This window comes from Streptomyces sp. NPDC033221, from assembly GCF_055577005.1.
On record NZ_JBVIQN010000033.1, the window covers coordinates 1 to 24,322 of the forward strand.

Consider the following 24,322-nt stretch of genomic DNA (forward strand, 5'->3'; position numbering starts at 1 on the left):
ACCGGCCGCGCGAGAAAGATGCGACGCGTTTTTCGTTTTTGCCTCTCTTTTGGTCGGTTTGGGCGGATCGTGGGACGAGCGGGGGGGGGGGGGGGGGGGGGGGGGAAACCCCCCCCCCCCCGGTCCCGCGGAGCCGTTCCAGTTCGAGAGCTACCTCGGTGCTGGCGGAGTCGGTCACCCGCGGTCGCCACCCTGGGGCGGGGCCGTGTCGTCGACCAGACCGAGACCGGCGCGGTCGAGCAGCTGCTCGACGGCGGGCAGGGCCATGACGCGCGTGAGGCCACCGGCGGCGGCGAGGGCGCCGGCTACCCACGGAAGCGCGTCGGGGATGCCGGATGCGCTGACGACCGCGGGCAGGGCGAGGGCGAACGCAACGACGGTCTGGAGGATGGTACGGACGGTGCGCTTGTTCTCGGGGGACATGGGTTCCTCTCTGGGAAGGGAGTGGGCCCGCGCGGCGGCGCGGGCCCGTACGGGTGGGGTCAGACCTTGGGGACCTTGAGGGCGGCCCACTGCTGGGGGCCGGGCCATCCGTCGCAGTACCGGGCGTCGTCGCCCAACTTGCGCTGGAAGCGGCGGAAGCTGGCGCGGTCGGAATCCGTCCACTGCGGGCCGGGCCCGTCCGTGTACGCCGAACAGCCCTCCTCGACCAGGCGGCGGCCCATCGCGGTCACGATCGGCGACCGCGGCGACCGCTTGAACCAGTCGACGCCCGGGAACGGCTCGGTTCCGGTGGCCGGGGGGCGACCGTTGCCGGCGGGCAGGTCGTCGGCGGACGCCTGGTGACCGAAGTAGGTCACGCCGCGGCGGCCCTTCCATGACGGATCGGCCACGACGACACCCTCGGGGAAATCCGGGATGCCGTACCCGTACACGTAACTGGACTTGCGCGGTCGGGACTTGACATACACCCCGTCGCCCTCGGCTGACCCGTTGACGTTCGTGTTGGCTTCCACGGTGGTGATCGTCGAATCGGTGTACGCGATACAGATGCCGACGTGGCTACCGCCGCCCGAGCCGAAGTACACGGGGCCGCCGATCACGGGGTACTCGGTGAACCGGCCTCGCGCGCGGAACCACGCGACGCCGGCCGCACAGGATGCGGTGACCGGGGCGAGGTGGGCGCAGCCTGCCTGCCGGAACGTCCACGAGACGAAAGTCGAGCACCAGGGCTGGCCCTGGGACCATTCCAGCCCCGGCACGGAGGGGCTGTACTTCTGAACGTTGTTCCACCGGCCCCCGGAGCGGCCTTCGTGGGTGCCGACTTCGGCGCGGGCGGTGGCGATGACGCGACGTGCGTAGGACAAAGGAAACCTTTCTGCGGGCACGCAAACGCCCCGGCACGGTGAGCGCCGGGGCGTACGGGTGGGGTGTGGTCAGGCTGCGAGGGCCACGATGGGGATGTCGTGGTCGGCGAGCGCGGTCGAGGCCGTCGGGCTGACCGTGGCGGGCAGGGTGGATTGCCCGCCGACGTACCAGGCGCGCGGGAAGGGGGTGGCGGGCATGAAGAAGTTGGCCGCGGCGACCAGTGACTCGTTCTGCACGTGATAGAACGCGAAGTCGGCCGTTCCGCCCACGGTCATCAGCCAGGCCACCCAGTACCGGCCGGGGGCGAGCGTCGTCGAGGGCACCGGAAGGGGCACGGCGCCGATGTGGCTGGACGCCATGGCGGGGAGCGCCCCGGTCTCCTGGCCGGCCATGGTGAGGGCGACGGCGTTCGAGGCGACCACGCGCGTGCCGTCTTCGCGGTAGATGCCGGCCATGAAGCGGGCGGTCGTCACTCCGCCGTACCCGCGGGCGAACATGATGACCTTGGCGACGGGGGTCGGCTCCGTGATGTTCATGCCGGTGAGGTAGACGCGCTGTGGGGCGAGGTACTTCGCGCTGGGGTTGGCCACGCCGTACGGGTCGCATGACCACGCCTGAAAGCCGAGAGCCTGCGGGGTCCACATGTTGCGGCCGGTGGCGCTGGGCAACTGCGCGATCGGGACGCGGCTTGAGCCGTCGAGGGATGCGACGCCGTTCGCTGCGGCCCGCGCGGTGGTGGCGAGGGCGCCCACCTGTGCGGCGATCAGTGCCACGTTGCCAGTCCCGTCCGGCGTGACGCCGTTGACCGACTGCACGCCTCCAGCGGCGACGGCCGGCAACTGGTCCGCTGGGACTTTCCCGGACGTGTCGAGCTGCGCAACGCCTCCCGGGGTGCCCGGCGCGGTAGCGGGGACGGCGTGTACGTCGGTGGCGGTGAGGGTGATCTCGGCTGCGGAGTAGCCGTTGACGGACTGGACGGCGCCCGGTGCGCCGGCGGGGCCCGCGGCGCCGGTGTCGCCCTTGGTGCCTTGGGGGCCGATCAGGGATGCGAGCCACTGGTCGCGGGTGCCGGGGAATCCAGCGGCGCGGGCGACCGTGTACGCGTCGTCGCCGGCCGGGCCCGCGGCGCCGGTCTCGCCGCGCGGGCCCGTGGCTCCGATCAGGGATGCGAGCCACTGTTCGACCGTGCCCCGAAAGCCTGCCTTGACGGCGACCTCGTACGCGGAGTCACCGCGGACGGCGACGTACGAGGGGGTGGTCGGGTCGGTGGGTGCGATGTCGGCAAGATCGACCGCGGGCGTCTCCGCGGGCAACAGGACCTGATAGACGCGGTTGGTCGCGACGCCGGCGAGCTGTTCGGCGACCGTGTACGACCAGTTGCTCGGGCTCATGCCGGGGGCGTCGGTGGCCGGTAGCTCGACTTCGAATGCGCCTGTGGCGTCGAGCGTTTCGGTGACGGGCCCACCGAGGATCACGTCGTACGCGCCGAACGTGACCAGGGCCGGAGCGCGTACGACGACCTGCCCGGCGAGGGGCTGGCCGTCAGGCGTGAGGAACCGGCCCGTTAGTCGTACGGTCGGTATCCCGTCGGGGAGCGGCATCGGTGGCGGCCTCCATGGGTGGCTTGGGACGGTTGGGGTCGTTGCCGGGGCGGGGGAAGAATCCACCGCTTCCCGGGTCCGGCGCGGGGGTGGGGGTGGGGGCGGTCACTTCGGGGCCTCCGCGGCGGAGAAGCTGTTGCGGGTGTACACGCCGTAGCAATTCGTGCTGATAGTGCCGGTGCCGGACCGTACGGAGTGCCGCAACCGGTAGTTGCGGTGGTCCATGAAGTTGCCGCGCACGGGCGTGGTGATCGCGCGGTACGTCCAGCCGTTCGCCTTGTTGGCGACCCATGACTCGATCACGCCGTCGTCATCTTCGAACTGCACGTCGGCGGTGGTACCGGCCGGGGTCCAGGTCTCGAACGACGCCCACAAAACGGCGTTCATCAGCCGTGTGGCACCAAGCCACGCGGTCGTGGTCGTCGTACTGTCGGTCGACTGTCCGGCGGTGGGCTGCATGGGAATCGGGATTGACGGCCGGCCCAGAAACCGGCCCGAATACGCGTCGTCCATGACGATGACGCGCTCGGATGCGGTGGTGTCCCGATTCCACATGCGGATCATCTGTGCCGTGCCGAGTCCGTCGTCGCCGACGGTCAAAGCGGCGCTTCCGGCTTCGCGGCCCAGCCCGATACCCCAGTCGCCTTGACCGGTCTGCCCGACCTTGAACGTGCGTATGCCAGCGGGCGATTTGGCGATCAGCTGCCCGCCCTCGCCGATCACCACGTCGCCGTTGAGCACCTGGTTGAGGGCGGGCCGCATCTGCGCCCGCCCCCGCAACTGCCGCACCTCGCGTTCGAGGGCGGCGAGGCGGTCGAGTACATCCTGCGGTACGTAGGGCACTAAGGAACCTCCAGGTACAGGCGGGCGGTCTCCGGCCGGCCGCGGGCGGGCGGTGTGATGGACATGCCGACGACGCGGTACCGGGCGTCGAGGGTGGTGGGGTGCCAGAGGTCGCGGATGCGTACGCGCACCGTGGCGCCGATCATCGCGGGCGTGACCACGTCCCCCCGCACCGTGATTTCCGGAATGGTCGCGGGGCGCCGGGCGGCGCTCCAGTCTGCGCGGGCGTGCGCGTCGAGCGTCGCCGGCTGGCTGACGATGGTGTAGTCGCTGCTGCCGTCAAGGCGGGGATATCCGACGGCGAGGTCATCCTCGGCGACCAGCAGGCTCGACATCAGCGGGAACGAGTCCTGCGCCTGATTGCGGTTCGTCGCCGCGCCGCGGGACTGCCATGCGTTCGCCTTCACCGTGGCATCCGTCGGCCACGAGTAGGACATCACGGGCCCCGGGTAATCGAGAACGATCTCGGCCGCGCCCGTACGGATCACGGGGTAGCCCAGCTGCATCAGCTTGGTACGGCGGCCATCGCCGTCGCGGAAACTCGCGATGCGCCACTCGAAACCGTTTTCGACGGCGGCGAGGTCGTCGAGCAGGTCGCCGACGCTCGGCAGGTCGTAGCGCAGATACGTCCGGTCCCGCAGTACCCCGGAGAGGTGCATCTCGTACGTGACGCCGATGTCACCGCCGGGCGTGCTCTGCACGTAGTCGAGCAGTTGCCGGGCAATGTCGAGCTGATCGACGCGGGTCGCGATCTGCGAGTCGTACAGCAGCCGGCGGTACAGGTAGCTTTCCCAGCCGCCGACCTGTATCTGTGCACCGAGGAAGCCGCGGGCGTCGGCGGCGAGGCTGAGCGTCCATAGGATGCCGCCCCACCAGATGTCGCGTCCGCGCTCGACCCATACAGCCGTACGGCCGGGCAGCAGCGCACGGCGTGCCCGGTCGGCCATGGCGGCGTTCGGAATCGGCACGGTGCCGGTCAGCCGGCCGGTCTTGCCGATGTAGTCGTCGAGGGACACATCCTGTACGGGCAGGGCGTCGAGCAGGGTGTCGGTGCGCAGGTCGCAGAACAGCAGCCGGTAGGGGGACGGCACGGCGTCACCCCCCGTCTGTTACTTGTCGAGGGGGTAGAGCACGCCCGTGAACGAGGCCCAGGTCGTCAGGCCGGGCGAGGGGATGAGCCGCACCTGTCCGCCGGTCTGGAAGTCGACTTTGATGGGGACGCCGCCGGCGGCGACGCTGAGACTGGCGAGGTTTTCGGGCCGGATGGAGGCGGGCAGCGTCGCGGACACGACGAAACCGCCATTGGGCGGGTTTCCGGTCGTCGACCAGCTGACGCCGCCGCGCCACTGGGCGTGCGGCACGCCGAACAGGTCGATGCGGCGGTACCGCAAGGCGCCTTGTCCGTTGCCGCTGTTGGTGTAGCCGGCCGCTGGGGTGACCGCCGTCCAGGGGGTGACCGGAGCGAGCGGTTGCCAGGCCGCGGCGGCAGCCGACCAGCGTTCCAGACCGGTGCCGTTGTCGCGGTACTGCCCGTCGTAGGCGCCGGCGTCCGCAGCGGGCCCGCGGGGGGCGATTCCGCCGACGGCCACCGTGAACCGGCGCCGGTCGGTCAGAGCGGTATTCCACGGGATGCCGCCCATGCCGGAGGAAGCGCCCGCAGGTACGGTCACGTCCCACAGCGGCAGGCACGCCGGCGGCAGCTGCGGCGGTACCGGTGTCTCGGAGGCTTCACCACCGACGATTTCCAGGGCGACGGCGTTGCGGTTGTTCGTGTCGAACAGCTGGTCGTAGACGCGCAGGACGACCGAATCGACGCGGGCGAACAGGGCGTTACCGTCGGCGAACGTCACCGTCTCCGGGGCGTCCAGCGCCACCGGGTAGGCGCCTTGCGCAGCGGTGCCCTGTACCGCGCCGCGTCCGGCGCCGATCTGTAGCGCCATCGCGCCGGCCCCGGTCGCCGCGAACGGACGCCCGCCGGGGATCACGCCCGTACGGGTGGTGAGTTCCCCGTCGGGCAGCATCGTTCCCACGGGGGTGAGGCGGGTGTCCTCGCGGGTTTGCCCGGGGTCGGCGCCGCCGGTCAGCAGCCATGCAGAGCGCACGGACAACGGTGTCTCCTTACCAGTAAGCGGAGCGGTAGCGCACCGTCACGCGGGCCGCGGGATCGGTGCTGCCGGGGGACGCGCGAAACATCAGGCTCGACGCACCACAGGCGAGGGTGAACGTTTCCTCGGGCACGCTGCGGGCCGTTGCGGTGCCCAGACGTGAGGCGGTGCCGTTGAGGGTGACGGTGCCCGCGCGGGTATCAACGATGAGCACGTCGCCGGCGGCGAGGGGTAGGTCGTATTCGAGTACGTCGCCGTTGCTGACGTTGGTCAGCGACGGCCGGGCGACGGGGCCGCGGAACTCGATGATCGGATGGGTGGGGGCGCGTCCGGAGTTGAGGACGGTCAATGTCCCGGTACTGCCGGGGGTGCCGAACTCCAGCGGCCAGGCCAGGGGCCAGGCGAGGCCAGGCTCGGGCGCGGGCAGCGACGCCGACGCGGAGCGCTCCGTGATCTCATAACGCAGCGGATCGGACGCCTCGAACTCGATCGCGCCGCCCATAATCGTGCCGAGGCGGTATCCGGCATCGACGGGCAGGGCACGGCGCACGCACCGCGCCCACACCATCCGCGGCCCCCGTTCGTCGAGCCACACGGCGAGAGGCAACTCGTCCTCGACGGGGAGCGTTGAGGCTTCCAGCTCATCGACGACCGCGCCGACCGTATGCCGTGGAGCGCGCACCACCAGGCCCTCGACACCGATCGTGCGCGTCTGCGCCCACAGGGAGCCGGGGTAGGCACCGTGCGCGGCGGGCCGCGCCACAGTGCCCGAATCCATCCCGGGCAGATCGCCCCACCCGGTGAGCTTGCGCCACCGGTACGGCGTACCGTGCCCCAGCAGCAGCCCCCCGTACTGGATCTGACCGGGGGCGGTCAGCAGGTCGCCAGCAGCCACGGTCACCCCCTCGCTTTCGCCAGCCACGCGAGCGCGCGGGCGTTGTCGTCGGGGGTGCCGTTCTCCGCGGCGTGCCAGTGCTCGACGTGCACCGTCGCGCCGGACGCGCCGGCCGCGGCGAACGGAGAACCGTAGCCACCTGCTCCCGGGCCCGCGTAGGCCAGAGCGAACGCGGGCAGTGCGGGCGCAGTGACGAGATTCTGCATGGTGCGCTGCACCGCGCCGGCGCCACCCTCGATGCCCTTGACCAGACCGGCGGGAATCCACCGACCCACATCGCGCGCCATCACCTTGGACGGCGAGGCGATGCCCAGCGCCCGCGCAATGGGGCCCGGGATCAGGTCACGGGCCCACCCGGCGAGCGTCGAGGCCAGCCACGACCCCATGGATTTGATGCCGTTCCACAGGCCGCGCACGATGTCGCGGCCCTTATCGACCAGCAGATCGCCCAGATCGCCCAGCGCGGACGCCAGGCGCCCCGGCAGGCCGGCCAGCCACGCGACGGCCTCGCCCGCCTTCGTGACGATGGCGTTGCGGAAGTCACCGAGTGCTTGAGTGGCCCGGTCCCGCAGGCGGCCGGCAAGCGGGCCCAAGGCGGACGCCGCGCGACCCGGTAGACCGGTCAACCACTCGACGGCCTTGTCGATGCCCTGCCCGATCCATTCGCCGATCTTCTTCGCGGCCTCGCCAATCAGCCGGCCCGCGGCCTCGACCGCGCCCTTAGCCAGCTCCCAGGCGCCGGAGAAGTCCCCTTGCAGCAGTGCCACAACGGCCTGTATCAGGGGTACGACGACCTGCTCGATCACGGTCGCCAGACCACCCGCGAAGATGCCCGCGAGGCGACCGATCAGCCCGATAAGCGGTTCGATGATCGGCATGAGCGCGTTCAGGGCGCCGATCAGCAGTTCGCCGATGGCGGGCAGCAGCGGGGACAGCGCTACGAGGATCTGCGCGAACGCGCCCCCGATGGTCGCCAGCGACGGCGCGAGGGCCGCGACCAGCTTCCCCAGCACGGGGAAGATCGCTTTCGCCAGCTCTCCGAGCGTGGTCGCGATCGGTTCGATCACGGATGGCAGGACGGCGAGTACCGGTTGCAGCCCGTCGGCCAGCGCGTTGACCAGCTGCATGACGACCGGCGCCGCCGCTGCGATGACCGTGCCCACCGCCGTCAAGATCGGCGTGAGGGCAGGCAGTACGGCGGCGACCAGCTGCCCGACCACCGGCAGGATCGGCGCGACAGCGGAGAACAGAACGCCGAACGCTTTCGCCGCCGCGGCCAGCACGGGACCAAGCGCCGACACGATCGGCGCAAGGCCAGCGCCCAGGGCGGACACCAGCCGCGCAAGCGGCGGACCCAGGGACGCCAGCGCCGGACCAAGGGCCTTCGCAAACTGCGCGATGACCGGCGCAAGGGCTTTGGCGAGGGCGGCGAGCACGGGCCCGCCGGCCGCGGCGAGTGCGCCGATCAGCTGCCCCAGAGCGGGCAGGATCGTGCCAATGGCGGAGAAGAGGCCACCGAACGCGGTTGCCGCGCCGCCAGCCCCGGCCGAGACGCCCTCGAAGAATCCGCCCAGCCCCTTGCCGAACTCTCCCAGCCCCTTGCCCAGGGCGTCGATGACGGGGCGCGCGGACTGCACCGCGGTGACCAGTCCGGGCATGGCGCCCTTGGCCAGAGCGCCGATCCCGTCGACCAGCGGCCGAACCATCGGAGCGGCGGCCTTGAACAGCTGCCCGATCTGCGGGGCGAGGCTGTCGAACGTCTTGCGGAGCTGTCCGGCTGCCTGCGTGAAGGGCTTGACGAGCGGTTTCGCAAGCTCCTGCATCTTGCTCTTGACGTGCTCGGACAGGTCCGAGAAAGCGCCCTTGACCTGCTCGTTTTCCGCGAGTGTCTTCGCGCCCAGCCCGAGAACGGCCAGTGGGACGGCGGCGAGCGCGCCCGCGGCGACGACCGCGGCCCCTGAAAGCGCCATGGTCGCGGTCTTCGCCACACCGAGCGACGGCCCGACCGCCCCTTTCAGCCCGTTGCCGGCCCCGTGAGCAGCTGCTCGCAGGCGCCCCATGGACGCGGCGGCCTCGTCGGCTTCGTCGCCCACCTCATCCAGCGCACGGGCGGCGTCGTTCGCCTCCTCTTGCAGATCGTCGAGGGCTTCGGCGGCGTCCTCGGCCTCCTCCTCCGCCCGCGCCATCTCCTCCGCGAGTTCGTCGGCGGCCAGCGCGGCGGCGTTGAGCGCGTCGTCGATCTCCTCGGCGGCCTGCGCCATCTCCTCTTCGAGGGCCGCCGCCATTTCCTCCGTCATGGCGACGAAGCGGCCCCGCATATCGCGGAAACGGCCGTCGGAGTCCTGCCGCAGCCCCTCCAGGGCGCTGCCGGTGCGCGCGATTCCGCGCTGTGCGCCGGAATCGTCGAGGTCGATGTACCCGACCAGCTCGCCGATGGTGAGGGCCACGGGACGCACCCCCTATGCAGTTATGTGTTCAGTTATGCGCCCGCCGTTACTGGCCGGTCAGTCGTGCAATCTCGTTCGGGTCAGTCACCAGCCGCGGTGTGCTCCGCCACGCGCGCGCGAATCGCGATTCGGCGGGAAGTCCGGCGAGCAGGGCCAGAAACCGACGCGTCGACATACCGGCCAACTCCGCGGCTCCAATGCGGTATTCGCGGGCGAGGTCGGCCTCGACCGCGTTCCAATTTCTTAGGATCGCTTGCCAGAGTTCCGCGGCTTGGCCTTCGCCTTGGCGGGCCGCGGAGTCGCTTTTCCCGCGGTCTTGGCGCGCTCGCGCTTCGCGTACTGCTCGGCGGCGCGCTCGATGCTCATGCTGTGCGGTTCAGCGACGTTGGCGGTTGCCCACAGCAGGACGATGCCGAGTCGGTCGTCGTCCATCCCGTGATCCGCCCAGTCGTCGACCGCCTCGGGCCCGAACAGGGTCGTCAACAGGCGCCGCACGTCCTCCGGCCGGGCGGAGTGCTGGACGCGGTGCAGCTGGAGCGTGAACAGCGTGGGCAGGGTGGCGGGCAGGGTGTAGGTGCGGCCGTACAGCTTGAGCGGTACGCCCTGCTTCTGCGGCTCGCCCTGCTCGGCGAAATACGCGTCGAAGTCGGCGACTTCGCGCTCGTCGAGCTGAATCGTTTCCTCGCTCACGATGTGGTCACCGCCGGGGGGTTGGGGGCGACGACCGTCGCTGTGGTCGGCGGTCCGCACCGGGTGAACGTCGCGGCCCAGCTGGTTTTGGCATTGGTTTCGCCGCCGCGCTCGCCCGGGGTCACGGTGCATTCCCACACGGTCCACGTGTTCTGCGACACGTGCCGGTAGCGCATCTTGCCGCGGGACTCCTCGCCGAAGCGGTGCGCCCACGTCTTGTCGATGTACTCCTGTCCGGCGTCGCGGACACCGGCCGTGGCGGCGTACTGCCCGGCGAGTTCGATCGTCGATCCGCGCTGCATGATGTCCTGCTCGTAATAGCCGGCGCTGTCGAACGTCGTGGTGTCGGCGGTCTCTTCGTTCTCGCCGGGGTTCTCCGTCCAGCTGGTGAGGTGGCCGATGCGAACGAACTTCGCTGCGCCGGTGTCGACCTCGAATTCCCAGCCGCGTGCGTCGATGGGGCGTCCCACGTACGGGCTCCTATTCGGTTCTGTGGTGGGTGGGGGCCGAAATGTCGAGGTCGAAATTCACGACGTGCTCGTGTCGGCCGGAAGAGTCGGGCCCCATGGGGGCCGGGGTGCCGCGCGCGGCGGCGAGCACGAGCCACGTCCCGTCGGGCAGGGCGACGCTAGCGAGGCCGTGAAGCGTGCTGTAGATCGCCCAGCAGCGGCGGCGCGAGATGCGGGGATCGGGCCCGCCGCGCACGCGCACCTGTAGGCGCGGGCGGTCGTAGGCGTTGAGGGGGTCGGGCGTGGCGCCGTCGTACAGCCACAGCGCGACCGCGGCATCCGGGGCGGGCGGCATCGTCTCGACGAATAGGTCGCCGCCCGTGCCGGTCGGGGCGTAGGTGGCCAGGCCGCGGGCGGCGAGCAGGCGCGCGATGCCGTCGAGCGGGTCGAGATCAGCCACGCAGTGACCTCCGCACCTGCGCGGCAATGATCGCCTTGACCGTGTCGGCCTCCTCGGTGAGGGGGCGTTCGAGGTACTTCGCCGTCCGGCCCGCGTCATGCCGGTAGGTCAGCTCCTCGTGCTGCCGGACCGCGTACACGGTGTCGTACGACACGGCGGCCTTGAGCTGGTCCTCGTCGACGGTGGCGACGCCGGAGCGTTCGAGGGTGGCCTCTTCGATCGGCACGACGCGTCGGGACTCGGCGAGGACGTGTTCGGCGGCGATCCGCAAGCCGCGCACGGTCCCGGCGCGGGTGGCGCGCAGGGCGCCGGCGCCGTTCCAGTTCAGGCGGTTCCGTTGGGTCACTCGGCGCTCACCTCCGTGCACTGGGGCACCGGCAGGCCCGGCGCGGTGTGGTGGGCGACGCTGATTGCACGCGTGGTGCGGCCGTCGGGGAGGGTGATGCGCGACTCGGCCGGGCAGTCGAGGCCCGGCTCGGCGATGACCTGCGCGGTGCTGGTGACCTCGCGTCCCTCGCGGTCGCGCACGGTGCGGATGGTCTCGGCGACCAGGGCCGGTACGTTCGCGCGAGGCGGGCCGTACTGCTGGCTGTACGCGCTGTCGCCGCGGTACGGCTCGATCGTGATCCGGTGCCGCAGCAGCCACCGGGGAACGGCGGTCACCAGATCACCCCCGGTAGCAGACCGGCCCGGGTCAGGGCGCGGTGCGCGCGGGGGCCGAGGTCGACCTCGCCGGCGGCGGCTGGCCCGTCCTTGCGGCCGGATAGGGACACCGGACCGATGCTGACGCTGTCCCACCGGCCCGCCGCTCCCGTGCCGTCGTCGCCGGTGGCGAGCTGGTACTCGACCTGTGCGCACACGGCGTCGGCGAGGGCCTGCTCGACGGCCGGATCGCTCGGCGCTCCGGTGCTGTCCGTGCGGTACACGGCCGTCAGTAGGGCGTCGTCGATGTCTTCGGACGCGCGGGCGAGCATCCGGTCGGCGTCCGGCGGGGCGGGCTGGCCTGTCCATGCCGTCAGCTGCTCGGGGGTGGCGTAGACACGGCCCACCCGGTTACCCCTCCTTCGTGGTCTTGCTGCGGGAACGCGAACGCCCCGCCGACTTGGGCGCGGCGCCTGACGGTGGGTTGGCGTCGACCTGGTCGACGGTGAACCCATGGCGGCGGAACCACAGCAGTACGCCCGGCTCCGGGTCCTCGACGGCGGCGCGGCCGTCGGCGAACTCGGCACCGAGCAGGGGCCCGCCGCGCTCCGGATCGGGCGCGGTGATCTCGTACGCCGGCATCACTGCACCTTGATGTTGCGCAGCACCGCGGCGGCCTTGGTCGCCTTGAGGACGACCGCAACGGGCCCGAGTTCAACCTCGCCCTTCTTGACGGCTCCGGCGGTGGTGAAGTCGGGAAGCCACTGACGCACGATGGCGTTGCCGGTCGTCGAAACGCCGTGGAATCCGTCCAGTCCCAGACGCACGGCGTACAGGTCGGAGAGTCCGGTGATGTTCCCGCCGGTGCCGGCGCCATCCACGTCGCGGGTCTCGACCGGGATGACGGGGGCGGTGCTGCCCGCACGCTCGCCAAGATCGATCAGAGGTATGCCGTTGTACGCCTCGACCTTCTGACCGAACGCGTCCTCGGTGCGGCTGTAGTAGCCAGCGCGGCGGGCGAGGCTGCGCACGCGGGCGAGCGTCTTCTTGTTGCCGATCAGTGCGGACGGGGTGCCGTCGAGCAGGGCGAGGAATTCGTCGAGCAGGTCGAGCGCGTCATGGGCCTTGGCCTGGTCGGTGCCCAGCATGGCGCCGGTCCAGTCGACGGACGCGGTGGCGTTCATCTCCGTGGAGCTGCCGGTGAGCGCCACGTCGAGGCCGTCGAACCCCTTCTCGTTGCCCGGCGCCTTGTCGCGGACGCCGTTGATGACCTGGTCGGAGAAGAAAGCGCGGGCGCTCTTGATCTGCTGGTTCATTTGGAACGCGACCTCGTTCGAGGTCGTGGGGCCCAGGTTCGACAGCACGCGGTCGATGGTGAACGCGCCACCGAGTGGGGAGAGGTCCACGTCGTAGCGCTGGCGCTTGGCCTGTGCGGGCTCGTACTCGGTGTTGTACGGGCGGAACGCGGCGGGGCGCTCGGCGACCAGTCGCGTGTATCCGTAGGTCAGGGTGGCGCCCCCGCCGGCCGGGGAAACGACGTTGTCGAACGTGATGTTGTCGAGCAGCCACGACGACTTGCGGAACTCGTCGATGACCTGGAGGTCAACGTCATCGGTGGTGTTGAGCTTGGCGTCGGCGAGGGTGATCGCCATAGGTGGACTCCTGGGGGTCAGCCGCCCAGCTTGGCGGCGATTGCGTCGGTGAGGGTGGCCGGGCGGCGGTCGCCGGCCGGGGGCCCGCTGAACTCGGAGCCGCCGCGGGGCGGGCCGGTGGGCGCGGCGCGGTACAGGCCCGGGTCGGTGGCGACCTCGTCCGTGATCGCCTGCTTCAACTGCTCGGCGAAGTTGTCGGCGGACGGGTCAAGGGCGGCGAGCTTGTCGGCAAACGCCCGGCTGTTGAGCAGCCGGTCGGCGTTGGCGCCCTCGGCCCCCGCAGTGCGGTACGCGGCCAGTTCGCTGCGCGCGGTCCGCAGCTGTCCGGACAGGTCGGCGACCTGCTGCGTCAGCTGGGCGGGGTCGGCCGGCTTGTCGTCGGCGACCAGTCCAAGGGCACGCCCGATGTCCTGTGCGAGCTGCTGGCGTGCCTCCTGGGCGGCGTTCTGCTTGGCGACGGTGCGCGACTTGCCGGCCTCCTTGCGGGCGTCGCTGATCTCCTTCTGTGCCCACTCAGGCAGGGCCTTGATGTCGCCCTCGGCGGGCGTCTGCTGCTGCGCGTCCGGGGCGTGCTGCTGTCCGGCCGCGGCCTGCTCGCCGGTGCCGCCCTGGTCGCCGTCGCCGCCCTGCTGGCCGGTTCCGGCGTCGCCCTGCCCGCCGGTGCTGGTGCCCGTGCCCTGCCCGCCGTCGGCGTACAGCGTCGGGGAGAAAGGATTCAGCGGGTACGGATGCGTCCAGCCGGCGCCGTCGAGGTCGAGGCGGCGGGCGGGGGTGCGCGTGCGCATGTGCACTCCTGGTGCGTCGGGCCCGCTCCTGGCGGGCGTCGGGGCAAGCAAAAGGGCCCGCTCCTGGCGGGCCCCGGGGTGCTGTCAGTGGGTCGTGCTACGTGCTGCCCTTGCGGGCAGGAGCGGGCGGCGTCGCGCGGGCGAAACCGCGAATCCACGCGGAACGCAGTAGGGAGTCACGCGGATACGGGCAGGCGGTCGGACGGTCGCCGCGGCGCCTGGCCGCGGCCCCGGCCGTGAGTGCCTGGGTGATCGTCTCGCGTGTCCCCATGCTGGTCACCTCTTGTTCTGGTGGTCGGCTTCGTTCTTGCGGGCGCCGTCGGCCCATCGCTGCCGCTGGCCGGTGACGGACTCGATGAACTCGGCCTGCGTCAGCCGACCGTGCTGGGCCCACCATGCCCGCAGTTCGTCGGACGCGCGGGCGTGCGCGATGCGGGCTGGACCGCGGAACAGGCTAACCGGGTCGATGCCGTCGGCGGCGGCCTGCTTGTTGAGCAGGTAGCCGCGACAGTCCTCCTCGGCGGCGAGGTACTGCCGGTAGGTGTACTCCTCATACATCTGCCGTGCCTCGCGACGGGTGATTCGCCGTTCCTCGCCGTCGTCGCCTGCTGCTCCGGCCGCGGTTCCGGCGGCCGGTGACTGCGCAGCCTCACCTACGGCGGCGGTGCCGACGACTTCGGCCCATGCGTCGTCATCGGCGAGGGCCGCCCACCCCTCCGGATCGGGGGCCGGGGCGAGCAGGCCGTCGACGGCGGCGCGGTCGGCGAGCAGGTCGGCCACAGCATCACCGGTCGCCGCGGCGACCGGGGCCGGAGCGGGCGGGTACCGGCGGTCGAACTCCGCGGCGATCCGGGCGAGGTCGTCGTCGCTCCCGTCGCGCATCGCGTCGGCGAGCTGGTCGTCGGTGAACGGGGCGAGGTCCGCGGCCAGCGTGCCGTTCGGACGGATGCGCTCGGCGTGCTCGGCGCGGTCGCGACGGTCGGCCTCGGCCTCGATGCGGGCGAGGTCGCGGCGTTCTGCCGCGGGGGACGCTGCTGCCGCGGCGAGTTGGTCGTCGCTCATCTCGGCGGGCGTCTGTCCGTCGCCGGACCGGACGCGGGCAGCCTCGATATCCTCGCGCGCGGGCGTGATCTTGGGCTCGGGCGGGAGGTTTGAGGCGCCCAGTTGTTCGCGCTTGGGGTTGCGGCGTAGGTCGGGGTGTGCGGCGAGGTGGTCGCGCATCGCCTTTTGCCACTGCCGGACTTTCGCCCCCGCGGTTTTCTTCGCCTCGGGGGTGACGGCGGCGGCCTGGTGCCGCTTGTGCTTGCGGATGTGCCGCTCGATCTCGCGCTGTCGCTGGCCTGCCTTGTACCCGGCGGGGTCGCTCTTGGCCTGCTCAACGCGGGTGAGGCCCGGTGTGTACGCCGACACGGAGTGCCGACAGTTCGGGTGCTGGAGCCCTGCTCGGCGCGCTTCGTCGAGCGACCCGGCGACCCGTACGGGCACTATTCGGCCATCCTCGACCGCGTGCTCGACCTCGACCGTGCGCTCGCCGTCCGGCCCGCCGATCGTCAGTACCCGCCCCTCCCACGGGCGGCAGAGGGGGCACTCGCGCGGCGAGTCACTGACGACGACCAGCTCGATACCCGCCTCGGACAAGGTGCGCGTGTGCGCCTCGGTCGCGGCACGGGCCACGGACGTTCGTACGGCCATCTCGGCATAGCTGGTGAGCTGCCAGCGACGGCCGGAGCGATCGACGAACGACCGTATGCCCTCGTCGGCGAACCGCCGCATAGCGTCCTGCGTGGCCTGCCGACGGGGGCCGGTGCCGAGTAGAGGCGTAGCGGTGACCTCGGCGACGATCGCCCGGAAGCGGTCGACGACCGCCCGCAGTATTGAGCGGTGCGTCGAGGTGACGCGGTCGACGGTCTCTTGGGCGAGGCGGTCGACGGCCTGTGTGCCCGGCGTCACGTCGTCGACCAGACGGCGGCCGGCGCCGGACAGGGCGCCCAGCTCGGCAACGGCGGCGCGGTGCCCCCGGTTGTACGACTCGGCGACCACGTCGAACACATCCAGCCGTACGGCCTTGCCCAACTCGTCGACGACTGCCTGTGAGGCGCGGCGCAGCTGCTGCACTGCTGCGAGCTTGCGCTCGGCCCACCCCGGAGCGTCGAGACCCGCGGCGAGCTGCCGCGCAATGAGGGTCAACAGTCGTTCCTCGGCCTGGGCATACAGATCGCGCGTGCGCTCGGCCAGAGGCTCGACCATACCGGGATGAATCGGCATCCGCTTCGCTCAGCCTCCCGCTTCGTCTATTGCACGTGTGCAATGCAACGGCGTAGGAAAGCCCTGGTCATGGCAGGCTTGGGCCAAGCGCACCGACTCTTAAGACTTGCCTTTGAGTAAACAGTGGTGTTTAATTGATAGTTTTGGTCGCCTTTTTTGGCTGGAAGGGATCGGTGTTCGAGTGGCGCCCGTGTAGCTTCCCAGACCATGACGAATGCTCTCGACGCCATCGGCGCCACCTTCACGGCCCTTGTCCTGGTCGCCCTCGCGCACCCTGATCCCTCGCTGCGGGCTTCCGCCGAGCGGCTGTTGCGGGTCTTGCTGGGCGGCGCCCGGTAGCGGTCACGCGGCGAGCGGGAAGTCGCCGACGGGGTCGGGTGCGGCTGCTCCGGTCTCGGCGAGGATCGCGTCGACCTCAGCTTGCACCGCCGTGTCGTCCCAACTGGGGTTCAAGATTTTGACCTTGGTTGCGGTCGACACGGCTCCGGCGCGGGCGAGTAGGTCAAGGGTGGTCGCGGTCTGCTCGGCCGACTCGGCGACGCCGTCGCCGAAGTCCACGCGCGGCCGGTCGGGAGCGATCCGGCTCCCGAACAGCGCTGCGTCGAGCTGCAACATGACGTGGCTCATGTCCGCGAGGGCGTGACGCCAGTAGCCGGCCTTCTTGCGGCGCGTGACCATGCTCCGGGCGTCGCGGCTGTCGACCTCGGTCGCGGTGACGGGCTGGCCTTCGCCGTCGAGGCCGAACGACTGGGGCGAGTAGCCGGCAGCCTGGGCAGCCTGCCGCGTGATCGCCTCGGCCGTGGCGCGGTGCTCCTCGACCCGGATGTCGAACTGGTTCAAGGTGATACCGGCGCCCTCGTTTGGCGGCATTTTCAGGCTGTGCCAGACCTCGCGGTCGTCGTCGAAACTGGCGCCCTTGCCTGCTCCCTCGTTACGCATGTACCCGTCCGGGACGATCAGGCGCGCGCGGGCGAGGCGAATGTCGCGCATCCAAGATGACCATGTTTCGTCGAGGGCGTCGAACTGGTCATAGATCGGGGCGGCGTAGTCGCTGCGTCCGATCGGGGAGCCGCGGTGCAACCGGTTGGGCAGCATGTTCGGAACGTAGGTAGCGGTGAGCTGCTGAATGCCGGTCGTGATGCTGTCGCCTTCGGTGTCGAGGCTGTCGATCAGGTTGGCAGTGTCAGAGTGCTCGGTAAGCGGTATCCGGCGGCCGACGTTCTCGCCAGTTCCCTCGTACAGAGCGTGCACGATGCGTCCGGGCTCGTGGCGTTCGAAGTGTCGCCATACGGTCGACTCCGTTGAGCCGTCCAGCTCGCGCCAGAACGACACGGCGCGCAACACGCCGAACCGATGCTCGGGTATGGCAGCGTCGGGCTGCACAGCGGTCAGCAACGGCCGGGCGGCAAGGTCGCGGTCCCACGTGACGCGGAGAAAGGCGCCACTGAGGGCGGCGGCCTGCTCGGCGGCACTGAGGAACACCTGTTGGGCGCGGCCCTCGTCGAGCAGCTGGTCGAGGCGTTCCTGTGTCGCCGGGTCCTCGACGGTGATCGTCGGCATGTCGGCGAACAAGAGGTCGGCCGACGTGCTCGCAATGTCGCCGGCAAGAGGGACGTGCAGGCGGTTGTCTCGGCGGTCGACGCGGTGCTCGAACGACCGGCGGCCCCACAGGCGGCGCCGCTCGGAGGGGCGCGGGTGGTTGCTGTAGAGGCGGGCGAGGCGGCGGCGGTCACCGCTGTACCACGCGTCGTCGACGCGCATCGCCTCATAGATCGGGGCCCATGCGGGCGGCGGCCACGCGGCGCCGTTCTCAGGCAGTGCCATCGTCGCTGCTCCCCTCACTGGCGTGGTCGAATACGTCTGCGGCGGCTCGCAGCATGTCGGCTACGCGGGGGCCTATGTCGTCGCCGGTGGTGATGCTGAGGGTTCCGAGGTGGCCGGTGTGGTCGCCGACGGTGAGCGCCACGGGCATGTGCAGGGTGATCACGCGGCGGCGACCTCCTTCGCTGGTGCGGTGAGCAGGTGGCGCCACGCGTGCGCGGTCGAGTGGATGACGTACCGCAGTGCGTCGACACTGTGATCGTTCTGCTTGAGGGGCTTGTCCTCGCCCCGGTCGGCGGCTGTCTCGTCCCACACGTACGCCGGCAGCTCGTCGAGCAGTCCCTCGCACGACCGGTGCACGCGGAGCAGGCCAGCGCCGAACAGGCTCGCCACGGATCGGATGCCGTCCACGACTTCGTTCGAGGCGCGGGCGACGCCTGGGTACGAGTCGGCCCACAGCTGCGTAATGAAGCTGGCCGCGCTCGGGTCGATGAACGTCCACTCGGGGGCGACGCCCCGCTCGGCAACCCACCTGCGCAGTGCCGCGCTGTACTGGGCGTCGGTCATCTGCCGATGCGCGGTCCGGGAGTCGTGGCGCCACTCGGCGCACGCGTACAACCGGCCGTCGACTCCTTCACCGAGCAGAACGGCGGAGGTGGCGTTCACGGTGCCGTAGTCGATGCCGATCCAGTACCGGCGCATCGTGGGCAGGGTGTCGACGACGTGCTCGGACTCGTCGAACATGTCATAGATCGCGCCCTCGGCCTGGACCCACAGACCCAACACGTTGCGCTTGTAGAACAGCCCGGTGTGCGTCGACTTGATGCGGGCTATGTACTCAGCATCCAGCCCGGGGTTGTCGTCCAACTGGAAGTGCCACGACCTGAGTCGGGCCTCGTCGGGCCTGAGCAGGTAGTCGCGGCGTAGCCAGTGCTTCGGGTTGTCCGGGTTGGTGGTGCCGAAGATCTTCGACCCTGGGACGCTGCACCGGGCCGTGAGCTGGTCGAAGAACGATTTGGGGAGTGTCGTCGCCTCGTCCACGTACGCGCCGGCGCACGTCAGACCTCGCACCTTCGGTTCGGCCTGAGCGTCGTTGGCGCCAAGGGCATGGACGGTGCGGCCCATGACGGACGCGGTCGGGGCGCCGTTGGTGTAGTGGATGTCTTGCGCGACCTCGCCGAACACGGCCGGGTTCATGAGCGGCCCGAATATGTTCCGGGCGAGGCTGTCGCGGGTGCGGCCGACCATGACCAGCTCGCCGCCGGTTGGCGGGTCGGCGACGTACCCCAACCAGCGAATCAGGCTGGCGATCGTCTTTCCACTGCGAACGCTGCCTTCCCACAGGTTGAGGAACGCGACGGCCTCGACGATCGAATCGACCTGCTTGGGGGACAGGCCAAGATCACTGTTCATCGTCGACGCCCGGTTCGCTGGCGTGGCGGTCGGCGTAGTTGCGGGCGAGCCCTTCCATGAGTCGCCCGATCACGGAACGAGACTTCTCGCCGGCCTCGTCGCGCGGGGGCGCGAGCTTGAGGGAGCGGTCGAGGGCGGCGCCGGCGGTGGTCATCATCGTGCGGCGGTCCGCGGGGGTCGGTTCGTCCTGCCACGTCTGCGCGTACGTGTGGTCCTTCCCGCCCCACTCGAAGTAGAGGGTGCGCTCACTCATCTTCGTGAGTTCGCGTTCCGCGATGTCGTGAAGGGTGATCGCGAGGTCGGCGCGTCGGGCGGCGAGGTCGGCGCGGCGTACGCGGGTGGCGGTCTCGACCTCGGCGGCGCGGTCGAACGTGAGCGGGGGGTCGAATGCTGCGGCGATCTTCGACACGGTCGAGGGCGACCGGTTGATCGCTCTCGCGATGTCGTTTCGGGACTTGCCGACGGCGTGCAGCTTGCGCACCTGTGCGCGGTCGTGGTCGTCGATGGGGCGTCCCACGGGCGGTCACCTCCCGTGGGCAAGCGAAACGCCCCGCCACGGGGGGGGATGTGGCGGGGCGTTGCTGAGGGGTTCCCGTTTCCGGGCACGCTGGGGACGCCCCGAATTAGATCACGGATTGATAACGGCGTGCAACTGGGTCACTGCCCCCACGTGATGTGCTGCTGAGGTTGGCCGTACGGGGCGGGTGGCTGCTGCGGCGGGTACGGCTGCGGCGTGGCCTGCTGCGGTGCGTACGGCTGCGGTGCGGCCTGTGCCGGGTACGCCTGCCCGTATGCGGGCGGCTGAGGCGCGTACTGCTGCGGCGGCGCGGCTGGCGGCGCCGGATCGACCGGCACGTACGTGGTCGTCTTCGTCTTCCGCCCCATCATGGCGGCGATCGGCCACCCCGTGATCGCCCACACGCCAAGCGTGATGATCGATAAGAAGATGTGCAGCCCGTGATTCGCCCCGCGGCGCGTCTTCACGACCTGGCGTTGCATCTGTGCCATGGGTTCCTCCCACATGAGTTCAGAGGTGGGACGGCCCAACGCACACGACGGTTGTACGCAGGCGAGCGCCGGACGGACACATTGGCACGTCGGACGCGCGCGAGGCGCCGCGCGTCCGGTCGTACGGTTACGCCCCGCCGTGTCATACAGCGGGGCGCGGTCCGTCATACGGCCTGATCAGCGCGTCGTACGGGCCGGTACGGCGCGAGGATCATGTCGGTGATCTGTGGGGCGACACCGGCCGGGTAGTGCCCGCGGGCCCATGCCTCGTAGTACGCGTTCGCGAGGATGAGTACGGCCTGTCGGACGGCTGCGGATGCGTCGCACCCGGTGCGCATGATGACGGCGAGGTCGTCGTACATGCCGGCGTCGAGGATGCGCACGGACAGGGTCCGGCCGACGGCGGGCGGCAGATTCGGGCCTTGGGCGGCCGCCTGGGTAGGGTTCGTGCTGGCCATGGTGGGGCTTGCTCCCATCGTGGTTAGTCGGGCCCGTACGGCGGTGAGGTCGCCGGATCGGGCCCGCGCTGCTGTCTGGGCCTACTGGTCGTCGCGCTGCTGCGTCTCCTGCTTGGCGACGGCGAGGCGCAGTGTTTCGAGGTACTGCTCGACAGTCTCGCGGTGGTCATCGGGCACGTCGGCGAGGGCGGCGGAGTAGCGGGCGAGGGCATCGCGTGGGTCGTTTCCGGCATTCACGTCGGCCTTGACGGCAGCCTCGACCAGCATGGTTACGCGCTTCTTCCGTTCCACGCGAAGAATGCTGTACACGCGGGACTCGGTGAGGCCAATTTCGGCGGCGATCTGCCGCGGATGCTTGCCCCTATCGGCCTCAATCATGATCACGCTGGGGGTGACGGCCATTGCGGCTTCGCCGGCGAGGCGAAGCGTGCGTACGTCATCGAGGCTGAGTTCGTCGGCGAGCTGGTCGAGGTAGGCGGATCGCTGGTCGCGCTGGGCGTAGCGATCGGCGATTTCCTTCGCGTATTCGAGGGGGTCGGCGTCGGTCGGGTTGGGGTCGCCCAAGAGCGCGCGCGCGGCGATCGTTTCCCGCTCGTGCTTGTAGAGCAGCGTGAGCACCTGATCGCGCAGCATCTCTGCGGCTGGCGGGTCGACCTCCAGTTGGCGGCGGTGTCGCACGCGTCGGCTGATGTCGGCCGAACTCCAAGAGTCCGCGCCCGTGCTTGAGGGTGTGGCGGTGGGCTCGTCGCCCTGCTCGGGGGCCTGGTTGTCGCTCACTTCTGCTGCTCCTGTGGGTGAGACGGGGCCCGCCCCGACCGGGGCGGGCCGGTCGGGGGCTACTCGGCGGGCCGGTGGGCGAACACGCACATGGGTTCGATCTTCCAACCGCGGCGGCGCAGGCGGTCGGCGAGGCAGTCGAGGGCGGGCCCGTGCGGCATCTGGTCGCGGCGGATCACGCGCCCGCCTTCGAGCCAGTAAACGGCGACGCGGTCGCCCTCACGGGGGCCGATCAGGTACCCGCGCACGTGCTGTTCGTCCTCGGTCGGGTCGGTCACGTCGTGGCGGTCGGTCATGGTCGCGACGGCGAGGCCGTCGAGGGCGGCGCGGGCGGCGATCACATTCGGGTGGTCGGCGTCCTCCGGAGCGCTGCCCTCGGCGATGCCGGCGTGTGTCACGACAACGCCCTCGATTACGCAGCGGACAGGCGCCTGCTCGGTGCGGGCGGCGATCCGGGCGGTGACGGTGTGCGGAGCCGGCACACCGTGCGCGGCGCACTCGGCGGCGATCTGATCATCGGTGGCGGCCCGGTAGGCGGCGCGGTCGGCGTCGGCCTTGGCCTTCATCCGGGCGAGGGCGGCGCGCCGCTGCTTGCGGACGGGCTGGCAGTTGTCGGCGATCCACTCGGTGCCTCCCTCGACCACGACGCGGGCCGGTTCACCGGTGCGCTCGACCGTGTCCTCGACGGTGCGCTCGCGACCGTCGGCGCACACGACGCGGGAACCGGGGACGAACAGCGCTCCCTGTTCGGCGGCCGGCTCAATGGCGAACAGGGCATCGTCGGCCGGCTGCTCGCCTATCCACTCACCCCGCCACGTGCCGTCGCTCGCTTCGGCCTCGGTGACCAGGGCGGCGGCCTGAGTGTGCTCGCACCGGTTCAGTAGGGCCATGACATCGGCGAGGTACAGGGCGGGGCGCATCCCCAGGGCGGGGAACATCAGGTGCACATCGCGTTCGCCGTGGCGGATGTGGGCGGCGACGGCGTCGCGGACGCGGGCGACGGCGTCGGCGGTGGTGTGTCCGCTGTAGGCGAGGGCGTGCAGGTCGTCGCGGGTGAGGGTCGCCTCGGGGCCCTCGGTGACGCGGACGCGAAGGGCGTCGGCCCGGGGCAACTCGCGGACGACCTGACGGACGGCGGCGACGGCGAGCGGGTAGGCATTCGCCCCGCGGGAGTCGGCGAGCTGCTGGCGACGCTCGGCGCGCTTCTCCGAGGCCTGGTGGGCGTCGGCCTGCTCGACGGTCTCGGCGAGGTCGACCGCGGCGGCGGCGAGGGGCGAGGTGGCGGCGAGGGCGCGGGCGTAGGCGCGCTCCTCGGCGGCCCGAACGCAGGGGGCGCACAGGCCGTCAAGGCGCCCGGAAAGGTCAACGTCCTGCGGCTCGCGGTACTCGGACACGGAGCGCCCGCACAGGGTCTCGTTGTTGTTCGGCGAGTAGTGGACGCGGCGCCCCTTGCCGACCAGGGCATACCGAACGTTGGCGCGCTCGCGAAGTGCCGGCGCGGCCGTGCTGTGGTTGGTGGCGGTCTGCTCGGCGGCGACGCGGTCGCGCTTCTCGGCCTTGGTGCACGGCTGGCACACGCCGTTCACGTACCGGTCTTCGGTGGGCTTGGCTTCGAGGGTGCGCCCGCAGTAGCTCGCGGACGTGCCGGGGCGGCGGTAGTGGCCAGCGCCGCGGCTGCGGGGGTTGGCGGGGCGGTAGATGTCCATGGGGCTTGCTCCCTTGGTTGTGGTGTGCCGGGTGAGGTCCGGCAGTCGCCGGGTGAGGTCCGGCGAGCCTCACTGTAGCGGCTTGTGTTGCGGCTACACAAGGGGTTTCACAAGCGAGTGCACAAACAGGGGCGCCGCTCAACGTCGGCGCCCCCGTGGGGAGTTGTCGGGCAACTGCCCTACGCAGCCTGTCGCCGCGCTTCGAGGGCAGGCCACAGAGCGGCCAAGTCCGCGTCCCGCCACGCCCGGCGGCGCCGGCCGTCGAGGTCGACGGGCGCCTCGCACTCCGGGCCGGTCGAGCAGGCGACAACCGACTCGCCGCCGGGCTGGGTGTAGCCGGTGAGCTGTCCGCCGCACCACGGACACGGATCGGGCAGGGGCGTCGTACGGCGGTCGAGGTCGAGGGCCCGCTCGATGGTGAGGCGGGCGCGGCGCGCGGTGGCGGCGATCTCGTCGAGCAGGCGCGGCGGCGTCGGCGTGAACAGGCCCGTGTCGAGGTCCTGGTCGAGGGCGCGCCCCTCGATCCACACGGCGGCCCAGTGGAGGCCGTACCCGCGGCTGCCGGGGGATGCGGCGCGGCCGGTGACCGCTGCGCTGTGCGTGGGCAGTTGCCACCGAGCCGGGGCGGTGCGGTCTCGCCAGTCCTCGACGCTGCGTGTGGGGTCGGCCGGGTGCGGTACGCGGCGTATGGGGCGCTGGACCTGGTCGGCGACGCGGTCGGCGAGGGTGAACAGCGACTCGCGGACCTCGATCACAGCATCGAGGGCGGTGATGTTCAGCGGCGCAGGGTGGGCGCGCGCGGCCAGTGCCAGTCGCTCGACGTGGGGCTCGATCGCTATGTCGTCGCCGGCCGCTCCGCCGTTGTCAGCGGCGAGCTGGTCGAGGAACCCGCGGGCCTCACGCGGCGGCCACTCGGTGGATGGGCGGCGCTCGATGGCGGCGAGCAGATCGCCCCACTGAGCGCGGATCGCCATCAGATCGTCTCGGGCTCGGCCGG

29 protein-coding genes are annotated in these 24,322 nt (G+C 70.9%); 1 reads left to right on the top strand and 28 read right to left on the bottom strand.

The window, feature by feature from the left end:
- Nucleotides 1-174: 174 nt before the first annotated feature.
- The 19 genes from ACZ53K_RS32625 to ACZ53K_RS32715 all read right to left on the bottom strand — a co-directional run bounded on the left by ACZ53K_RS32625 (nt 175) and on the right by ACZ53K_RS32715 (nt 16,124).
- Nucleotides 175-423 carry a hypothetical protein gene (locus ACZ53K_RS32625; RefSeq protein WP_468843798.1) on the bottom strand — a complete coding sequence of 83 codons (249 nt, stop codon included), beginning with the start codon at nt 421-423 and terminating at the stop codon, nt 175-177.
- A 59-nt stretch (nt 424-482) separates the two neighbouring features.
- The gene (locus tag ACZ53K_RS32630) at nt 483-1,307 is read right to left on the bottom strand and encodes a peptidoglycan-binding protein (RefSeq protein WP_468843800.1); all 825 of its coding nucleotides are present in this window, start codon (nt 1,305-1,307) and stop codon (nt 483-485) included.
- 69 nt (nt 1,308-1,376) lie between these two features.
- Nucleotides 1,377-2,909 (bottom strand): hypothetical protein, encoded by a 1,533-nt coding sequence (locus tag ACZ53K_RS32635; protein ID WP_468843801.1) that lies wholly within the window; start codon nt 2,907-2,909, stop codon nt 1,377-1,379.
- A 105-nt stretch (nt 2,910-3,014) separates the two neighbouring features.
- Nucleotides 3,015-3,752 carry a hypothetical protein gene (locus ACZ53K_RS32640; protein ID WP_468843804.1) on the bottom strand — a complete coding sequence of 246 codons (738 nt, stop codon included), beginning with the start codon at nt 3,750-3,752 and terminating at the stop codon, nt 3,015-3,017.
- On the bottom strand, nt 3,752-4,843 hold the full coding sequence (locus ACZ53K_RS32645) for a hypothetical protein (RefSeq protein ID WP_468843806.1): 1,092 nt from the start codon (nt 4,841-4,843) through the stop codon (nt 3,752-3,754). Before ACZ53K_RS32645 ends, ACZ53K_RS32640 begins: the two co-directional genes overlap by 1 nt.
- 18 nt (nt 4,844-4,861) lie before the next feature.
- Nucleotides 4,862-5,860, bottom strand: coding sequence for a hypothetical protein (locus ACZ53K_RS32650; protein WP_468843809.1), 999 nt, complete (start codon nt 5,858-5,860; stop codon nt 4,862-4,864).
- A gap of 10 nt (nt 5,861-5,870) precedes the next feature.
- Entirely contained in the window at nt 5,871-6,752 is an 882-nt protein-coding gene (locus ACZ53K_RS32655; protein WP_468843811.1) for a phage distal tail protein, read from the bottom strand.
- A 2-nt stretch (nt 6,753-6,754) separates the two neighbouring features.
- Nucleotides 6,755-9,199, bottom strand: coding sequence for a phage tail protein (locus ACZ53K_RS32660; protein WP_468843812.1), 2,445 nt, complete (start codon nt 9,197-9,199; stop codon nt 6,755-6,757).
- Nucleotides 9,200-9,442: 243 nt separating this feature from the next.
- Nucleotides 9,443-9,889 (bottom strand): hypothetical protein, encoded by a 447-nt coding sequence (locus ACZ53K_RS32665; RefSeq protein ID WP_468843814.1) that lies wholly within the window; start codon nt 9,887-9,889, stop codon nt 9,443-9,445.
- On the bottom strand, nt 9,886-10,359 hold the full coding sequence (locus ACZ53K_RS32670; RefSeq protein WP_468843817.1) for a phage tail tube protein: 474 nt from the start codon (nt 10,357-10,359) through the stop codon (nt 9,886-9,888). The genes ACZ53K_RS32665 and ACZ53K_RS32670 overlap by 4 nt, the downstream gene beginning before the upstream one ends.
- Before the next feature lie 10 nt (nt 10,360-10,369).
- Nucleotides 10,370-10,798 (bottom strand): minor capsid protein, encoded by a 429-nt coding sequence (locus ACZ53K_RS32675; protein WP_468843819.1) that lies wholly within the window; start codon nt 10,796-10,798, stop codon nt 10,370-10,372.
- On the bottom strand, nt 10,791-11,144 hold the full coding sequence (locus tag ACZ53K_RS32680; protein WP_468843821.1) for a hypothetical protein: 354 nt from the start codon (nt 11,142-11,144) through the stop codon (nt 10,791-10,793). The genes ACZ53K_RS32675 and ACZ53K_RS32680 overlap by 8 nt, the downstream gene beginning before the upstream one ends.
- Entirely contained in the window at nt 11,141-11,461 is a 321-nt protein-coding gene (locus tag ACZ53K_RS32685) for a hypothetical protein (RefSeq protein ID WP_468843823.1), read from the bottom strand. The genes ACZ53K_RS32680 and ACZ53K_RS32685 overlap by 4 nt, the downstream gene beginning before the upstream one ends.
- Entirely contained in the window at nt 11,458-11,847 is a 390-nt protein-coding gene (locus tag ACZ53K_RS32690) for a hypothetical protein (RefSeq protein WP_468843826.1), read from the bottom strand. The genes ACZ53K_RS32685 and ACZ53K_RS32690 overlap by 4 nt, the downstream gene beginning before the upstream one ends.
- Nucleotides 11,848-11,851: 4 nt before the next feature.
- Nucleotides 11,852-12,082, bottom strand: a complete 231-nt coding sequence (locus tag ACZ53K_RS32695) for a hypothetical protein (RefSeq protein ID WP_468843829.1) — start codon at nt 12,080-12,082, stop codon at nt 11,852-11,854.
- Nucleotides 12,082-13,092: a major capsid protein gene (locus ACZ53K_RS32700; protein WP_468843832.1), complete on the bottom strand. Its 1,011-nt coding sequence runs from the start codon at nt 13,090-13,092 to the stop codon at nt 12,082-12,084. Before ACZ53K_RS32700 ends, ACZ53K_RS32695 begins: the two co-directional genes overlap by 1 nt.
- A gap of 17 nt (nt 13,093-13,109) precedes the next feature.
- Nucleotides 13,110-13,877, bottom strand: a complete 768-nt coding sequence (locus ACZ53K_RS32705; protein ID WP_468843835.1) for a hypothetical protein — start codon at nt 13,875-13,877, stop codon at nt 13,110-13,112.
- A gap of 97 nt (nt 13,878-13,974) precedes the next feature.
- Entirely contained in the window at nt 13,975-14,205 is a 231-nt protein-coding gene (locus tag ACZ53K_RS32710; RefSeq protein ID WP_468843838.1) for an Rmf/CrpP fold protein, read from the bottom strand.
- A complete protein-coding gene (locus ACZ53K_RS32715) occupies nt 14,154-16,124 on the bottom strand; it encodes a phage minor capsid protein (RefSeq protein ID WP_468843840.1) in 1,971 nt (656 codons plus the stop codon). Before ACZ53K_RS32715 ends, ACZ53K_RS32710 begins: the two co-directional genes overlap by 52 nt.
- 225 nt (nt 16,125-16,349) lie before the next feature.
- Here ACZ53K_RS32715 and ACZ53K_RS32720 point away from each other — a divergent pair, with 225 nt between their 5' ends.
- On the top strand, nt 16,350-16,481 hold the full coding sequence (locus ACZ53K_RS32720; protein WP_468843842.1) for a hypothetical protein: 132 nt from the start codon (nt 16,350-16,352) through the stop codon (nt 16,479-16,481).
- A 3-nt stretch (nt 16,482-16,484) separates the two neighbouring features.
- Here ACZ53K_RS32720 and ACZ53K_RS32725 read toward each other — a convergent pair whose 3' ends face one another.
- From ACZ53K_RS32725 to ACZ53K_RS32765, 9 genes are all read right to left on the bottom strand, one after another.
- Entirely contained in the window at nt 16,485-17,966 is a 1,482-nt protein-coding gene (locus ACZ53K_RS32725) for a phage portal protein (protein ID WP_468843844.1), read from the bottom strand.
- Nucleotides 17,953-18,129 carry a hypothetical protein gene (locus ACZ53K_RS32730; protein ID WP_468843847.1) on the bottom strand — a complete coding sequence of 59 codons (177 nt, stop codon included), beginning with the start codon at nt 18,127-18,129 and terminating at the stop codon, nt 17,953-17,955. Before ACZ53K_RS32730 ends, ACZ53K_RS32725 begins: the two co-directional genes overlap by 14 nt.
- A complete protein-coding gene (locus tag ACZ53K_RS32735) occupies nt 18,126-19,376 on the bottom strand; it encodes a PBSX family phage terminase large subunit (protein WP_468843849.1) in 1,251 nt (416 codons plus the stop codon). Before ACZ53K_RS32735 ends, ACZ53K_RS32730 begins: the two co-directional genes overlap by 4 nt.
- Complete coding sequence (locus ACZ53K_RS32740; protein ID WP_468843852.1) at nt 19,366-19,893, bottom strand: helix-turn-helix domain-containing protein; 528 nt, start codon at nt 19,891-19,893, stop codon at nt 19,366-19,368. The genes ACZ53K_RS32735 and ACZ53K_RS32740 overlap by 11 nt, the downstream gene beginning before the upstream one ends.
- 140 nt (nt 19,894-20,033) lie before the next feature.
- A complete protein-coding gene (locus ACZ53K_RS32745; protein ID WP_468843854.1) occupies nt 20,034-20,384 on the bottom strand; it encodes a hypothetical protein in 351 nt (116 codons plus the stop codon).
- A gap of 164 nt (nt 20,385-20,548) precedes the next feature.
- Nucleotides 20,549-20,842, bottom strand: coding sequence for a hypothetical protein (locus tag ACZ53K_RS32750; RefSeq protein ID WP_468843857.1), 294 nt, complete (start codon nt 20,840-20,842; stop codon nt 20,549-20,551).
- An 81-nt stretch (nt 20,843-20,923) separates the two neighbouring features.
- Nucleotides 20,924-21,619 carry a hypothetical protein gene (locus ACZ53K_RS32755; protein ID WP_468843860.1) on the bottom strand — a complete coding sequence of 232 codons (696 nt, stop codon included), beginning with the start codon at nt 21,617-21,619 and terminating at the stop codon, nt 20,924-20,926.
- Between the two features lie 59 nt (nt 21,620-21,678).
- Nucleotides 21,679-23,325, bottom strand: coding sequence for a hypothetical protein (locus ACZ53K_RS32760; protein WP_468843863.1), 1,647 nt, complete (start codon nt 23,323-23,325; stop codon nt 21,679-21,681).
- A 179-nt stretch (nt 23,326-23,504) separates the two neighbouring features.
- Nucleotides 23,505-24,299, bottom strand: coding sequence for a hypothetical protein (locus ACZ53K_RS32765; protein WP_468843865.1), 795 nt, complete (start codon nt 24,297-24,299; stop codon nt 23,505-23,507).
- Between the last annotated feature and the right edge of the window lie 23 nt (nt 24,300-24,322).